The sequence below is a fragment of the Micromonospora sp. DT43 genome, assembly GCF_049841645.1.
In the GTDB taxonomy this organism is placed as follows: Bacteria; Actinomycetota; Actinomycetes; order Mycobacteriales; family Micromonosporaceae; genus Micromonospora.
The window spans coordinates 1-5,220 of record NZ_JBNCKR010000029.1; the positions used below are offsets into that span (position 1 = coordinate 1).

The 5,220-nt window shown below is 67.6% G+C and carries 1 protein-coding gene and 2 pseudogenes; 2 read left to right on the plus strand and 1 reads right to left on the minus strand.

Annotated elements, in window-relative coordinates:
* A pseudogene (locus ACLQ26_RS32960) lies at positions 1 to 562 on the minus strand (hypothetical protein); the annotation flags it as partial.
* A gap of 446 nt (positions 563 to 1,008) precedes the next feature.
* Here ACLQ26_RS32960 and ACLQ26_RS32965 point away from each other — a divergent pair.
* Together ACLQ26_RS32965 and ACLQ26_RS32970 are read left to right on the plus strand one after the other, a co-directional pair.
* Entirely contained in the window at positions 1,009 to 4,410 is a 3,402-nt protein-coding gene (locus ACLQ26_RS32965) for a BTAD domain-containing putative transcriptional regulator (protein WP_425748268.1), read from the plus strand.
* 176 nt (positions 4,411 to 4,586) lie between these two features.
* Positions 4,587 to 5,220 (plus strand): annotated as a pseudogene (locus ACLQ26_RS32970) (hypothetical protein); the annotation flags it as partial.

A 5,220-nucleotide genomic window follows, 5' to 3' on the forward strand; every position in this document is an offset into this window, starting at 1 on the left:
GAGACACGTCCTCGACAATGTTGTCGTAGCGGACCGGGGTGTAGAGGCTGGCGTTGCTTGACGTCCAGGTGTCCTCGACGGTGTTCCTGCTGCCCGTCTGCTCGATGACCACAGGCTTGGTCTTCTCGGAGTCGCTCCACTTCACGAACAGGGCGACGTGGTTCTCGTCCTTGTCCCCGGTGTGCCGCAGCAGGGCGTCGCCCGGCTGGAGGTCACTGCGCGAGATGGGGTAGGACCGGGTATCCAGGTTTCCGGTCCAGAAGACCTGCCCTTCGCCGCCAAGGCCCCACGCCATCGCGACGAAGCCCGAGCAGTCGGTGCGGTAGTCGCCGTACTCGTTCTTGTAGCATCGCTCCTGGCTGTACGGGATGCCGCCCACTTCGAGCCAGGTACGCGCCCGGGCGATCGCATCCGATCGGCGTACGGGCTCGTCCGAACCGTTGTCGGCACACGGGGTCGGTGTGGTGCTCACCGCGGCGGCGGACATTCCCGGCTGCGGGGGAAGGCCCGGGTAGGCGGGCAGCGGTGGATCTCCGACAGCCCTCGCAGCGGTTGCCCCCATATTGTCGGCTCCTGCCGGGTCTGGCGCCGCCGACGCCGACGCCGGCGTCGTCGCGACCACGGCAACCAGCATCGCGATCGGCGTCAGTGACCAACGGGTTAACCAACCGCGCCGTCGAGCGTAGGAATGCATGTACGTTTCCTCCCGTGAAGTTGCGGGCAACAGCCTCGCTGTCCGGAGTGTAGGAAGCGTTCTTGGCGTACGGCTGGAGGAAAAAGCCCGGTAGTTGCCCCGTAGCAAGGTCAGCCTGGCCGTGGGTTCTCCAGGTGTGCCGGCATCTGCCCAACCGGGCCAGCCCGGTTCACGAGGAGTCCCTCTTGGGGCCACGCAACCGCTCCGCAGCGGCCTCTATCCGCGCGGGCGGTCGTCCACACCAGACAGACAGCGAAGCCGTGGGACATCACCTAGGCTGAAAATTTTTCGGCACAGGAAGACTTGAGTCGGTTATGAGCGATCAGAAGCACGAAGGACTCGGTGAATTCCTGCGGAACGCCCGGATCGGCCGGGGCCTGACCCAGGCGAGCCTCGCGAATCAGGCCGGGCTCAGTGTCAGTGTCGTTCGCGACCTCGAACAGGGGCGCAGCGGAAGACCACGCGCACATTCGTTGCAGACGCTCGCTGATGCCCTCGACCTCGACCTCGACGACCGCGCGCGAATGAAACAGCTGGCGCGGCCACCGCAGCGGGATCGGGTCGATGCGAGAGACCCGGCGCGAATCTCGATCCTGGGGCCGCTGCTGATCACCCGGGCGGATCAGGCCGTCAACCTCAACGGCGGACGACACCGCATCGTGCTGGCGCGCCTGGCGCTGACTCCGGGCCGGCCCGTCAGTCGGGACGAACTGATCCACCTGCTCTGGCAGGACCACCCGCCGCCGTCGGCGGCCAACGTCGTACAGACCCACGTGAGCCGCCTCCGCCGGTTGTTGGAACCGAAGCGACAGTCGGACCGGCCGCCGATGGTGACACTGGTGTCCGGTGGCTACCAGCTCGAGGCCGACGGCGATCAGCTCGACCTGGTGAAATACCGGTCCCGTCTGGTCGAGGCGAGTTCGTCGGGTCTCCCGCCACAGCGTGCCTTCGACCTGCTCCTCAGCGCGGTGAACATGTGGCGTGGTAATGACGCCGCCGAGGACGTGCCCGAGCTCAGCGGTGATCCACTGGTCACGGCGCTCGCCGAGGACCGCGTGGAGGTAGTCATCAGGTTGGCCCGCCTCGGCGAGGTGGTGCACCAACAGCGGCAGGTCCTTCCGCTTCTGCGCCGACTGGCGGGGCGGCACCCCTGGCATGAGTCGCTGCAGGCGCGATTGGTGGTCGCGCTCGGCGCAGCCGGGCAGCAGGCCGCCGCAATCGACGTCTTCGACAGTGTCCGCCGACGACTCGCCGAAGAGATGGGCATCGACCCCGGTCCGGAGCTGATCGAGGCCCGGCACAGCATTCTCGCCGGAAGGACCGAACGACGTCGCAGCACACCGGTGGGCAGTGGCGGCGTGACACCCTGGCAGGTGCCGACGCCTCCGTCGGACTTCTGCGGCCGCACGAACCAACTGCGTCGGCTCGAACGGGCGTTGCGTTATCCACGCAGCGGTTCGACAGCTGTCTGCGTGGTCTCCGGCATGGCCGGTGTCGGCAAGACCAGCCTCGTGCTCAAGACGGCCTGGAACGTGCGCCGGGACTTTCCGGACGGCCAGGTCTACATCGATCTGCGAGGAGCCGATGACCGGCCGGTCACTGTCGCGTACGCGCTCGCTCGGCTGCTGAGAGCCGTCGGCGTCGAGGTCCGCGCGATTCCCGATGACGAGGACGAGGCTGCGGCGCTCTATCGCAGTGTGCTCTACAACCGGCGCGTCCTGATTGTGTTGGAGAACGCGCACAACGCCGTCCAGGTCCAGCCGCTTCTACCGGGTCCTGGCGGAAGCGCGGTCCTGGTCACCAGCCGTAACCAGTGTGCGGAGTTGGACGCCGCGGTCATGATGCGCCTGCCGGTGTTCGAGCCGGACGAGGCGTTGGACCTGTTGCGAGCCAAGCTGGGCGCAGCCCGGGTCCACGCCGAGCGGAAGGAAGCAGAGGCGCTCATTGACGCGTGTGGCCGGCTCCCGATCGCGGTACGGCTTGTCGCCGGTCGGCTGGCGGGTCACCGGAGAAGTACGATCGCCGACGTCCTGCAGCGCCTCACCGACGAGCGGTCGCGGCTCGACCAGCTGAGCCTGGGCGACAGCACGGTGACGAGCAGCTTCGCGATCAGTTGCCGTGACCTGCCCGCGCTCGCGGCCGAGGTCTTCCAGGCCGCCGCGCTGATCCCGGGAAGGGGCGTGTCGACCGCCGCGGTCGCCGCGCTGCTCGGCGTAGAGCAGCGGTTCGTCCGTCCGGCGCTGGACCAACTCGTCGCGGAGAATCTGCTGGAAGCTGGCAAGACCGACCGCTACCGGTACCACGACCTGTTGCGTCTCTACGCGCTGCAAGCTGGCGAAGCCCGGCTGGCACCCGATGACCGCGCCGCCGCGCTGGGCCGGCTCTATGCCTGGTACCTAGCTCGGACAGCGTCCGCCATGACGCTGTTCTATGCCGACATGGTGCGGCTGCCGGTGGACGTCGACGTGACCGACGCCATGTTCCCCGATCTCGATGCCGCCACCGCATGGCTGAACGAGGAGGCGGGAAACCTCCTTGCCGCGGTCGAAGCCGCCGCGGTCGATGGCCACCCGGCCCGATCGTGGCAGTTGGCCGACCAACTCCGCGGCTACTTCTTCGTCTCGGGAGACGTGGTTGCCTGGCTCGCGAGCGGATCGGCAGGACTGGCCGCCGCGGAGGCTGAGGGTGACGTCCGCGCTCAAGCTGCAATGCAGCAAACCATCGGCCAAGCGCGCTGGGCAGCCGGCAAGCATCGCCTCGCCGCCGATGCCTACCGTCGTGGCATCGCGGCTGCCCAGCGCAGCGGCTGGCTCGTCGGCGAGGCATATCTGCTGCACAACCTCGGTCTCGTCCTAGCCGAGCTGGGCCAGCTCAACGAAGCGCAGGAGCTCTACCAGCGGGCACTGGATCTCGGCACGGGTCCCGAGTTCGAGCACATTCGGGCGGTGACGCTGAATGACCTGGGCACTATGTGCCACGAGCGGGGGCAGCTCGTCGAGGCGGCCAACTATCTGAAGTCCGCTCAACGACTGAACGAAAAGTCGGCGCGACATCCCTCGGCCATGGTCAACCGGCACAACCTCGGACTGGTCCTACGGCAGCTGGAGGACTTCGAGACTGCGCGCGCCCACTTCGGCGCCGTCCTCGAATACTCTCGTCGCACCGCGTCCCCCATGCGCGAGCTGTCCGTACTCGACGAGTTGAGTCAGCTCGACCGACAATGCAACGAGTGGGTGTCCGCGGTGAACAATGCCGTCGAGGCGCTGCGGCTCGCTCGGCAGCAGCGCAACCTGCGGGCCGAGGCGGCGGTCCTCAACACTCTGGGATACGCGCTGCTGGGCAGCCGCGCCGTCGACGACGCCCGCTCGCGGTTCATGGAGAGCCTCTCGATCAGTCGTAAGAACGGCTTCCAATACTTCGAGTGCCAGGCGGGCATCGGCCTCGGCGGGGCCGCCCTGCTGGGCGGCACCACCGAGGAGGCTCTCCTCGCGGCGACAGACGCTCTCCACATTGCCATCCGTAACGGCTACCGGGCACTGCACAGCGACGCTCTGCTCGTGCAGGCCAAGGTGGCGATCCGGCGGGGTGAGATGGGTACGGCCGCGCAGCACTGCCGGGCGGTCCGTGACCTGCTGCGGACCACGCAACTACCGGACCGGGTACGGGAGTGCCGTGCCCTTGAGGAACGGATCGAGCAACTGGCATTGGTGGTGTAGGAAACCGGTGTCCAACGCGGAGTGTCGTGCCGAACCAGCCGGCGGTCCAGCTACCGGTTTGGTCCGGTCGGCCACGCTTCAGGCCCCGTCCAGGGGTGTGTACCAGCCTCGGATGCACGAGCCCGGTCAGTCGGACCGGGCCGTAGTCGGAGGTGTCTGCGAATGGATCAACACAGGTGAACCGCCCGTTGTCGAAGACCTCGCTACTCTGCGCCACACTCGCGCTGACGACGATCGGGCTGGTGGGCGCATCACCGGCACTCGGTGCCGAAGCGCAGGTGGATGTGCCGCCGGCGCTCGCGCCGGTGAACGCCATGTACCAGACGGTCGACTGCGATCCCGCCGGTCCCACCGCAGCTGACGCGGCATTGGCCAGCCGGCTGAATCCGCAACTGACGTCCGATATGCGGAACAACCTGACCGGGTACCGCGTCTCCTGTGCACGGGAGGTAGTCGAGGCGGTGCGAGCCAGAGGTCTCACCTCGCGGGCCGCCGTCATCGCGGTCACCACCGTGATCGTCGAGACTCACCTGCAGAACATCAGCGAGCAGGTGGATCACACCAGCCTCGGCCTGTTCCAACAGCAGGATTCGTGGGGAACCCGGGACCAGCGGCTCGATGCGGCCTGGGCCACGAACGCCTTCCTCGACGCCATGGAGGACGAGTACCCGGACGGATCCTGGGTCGACGCCCCGATCGGAGAGGTCTGCCAGGCGGTACAGGTATCGGCTTACCCCGACAGGTACCAGGTCCAGGCGCCGGACGCCCAGGTCATTGTCGACGCCCTGTGGAGCCCGGTGGACCCGCGTA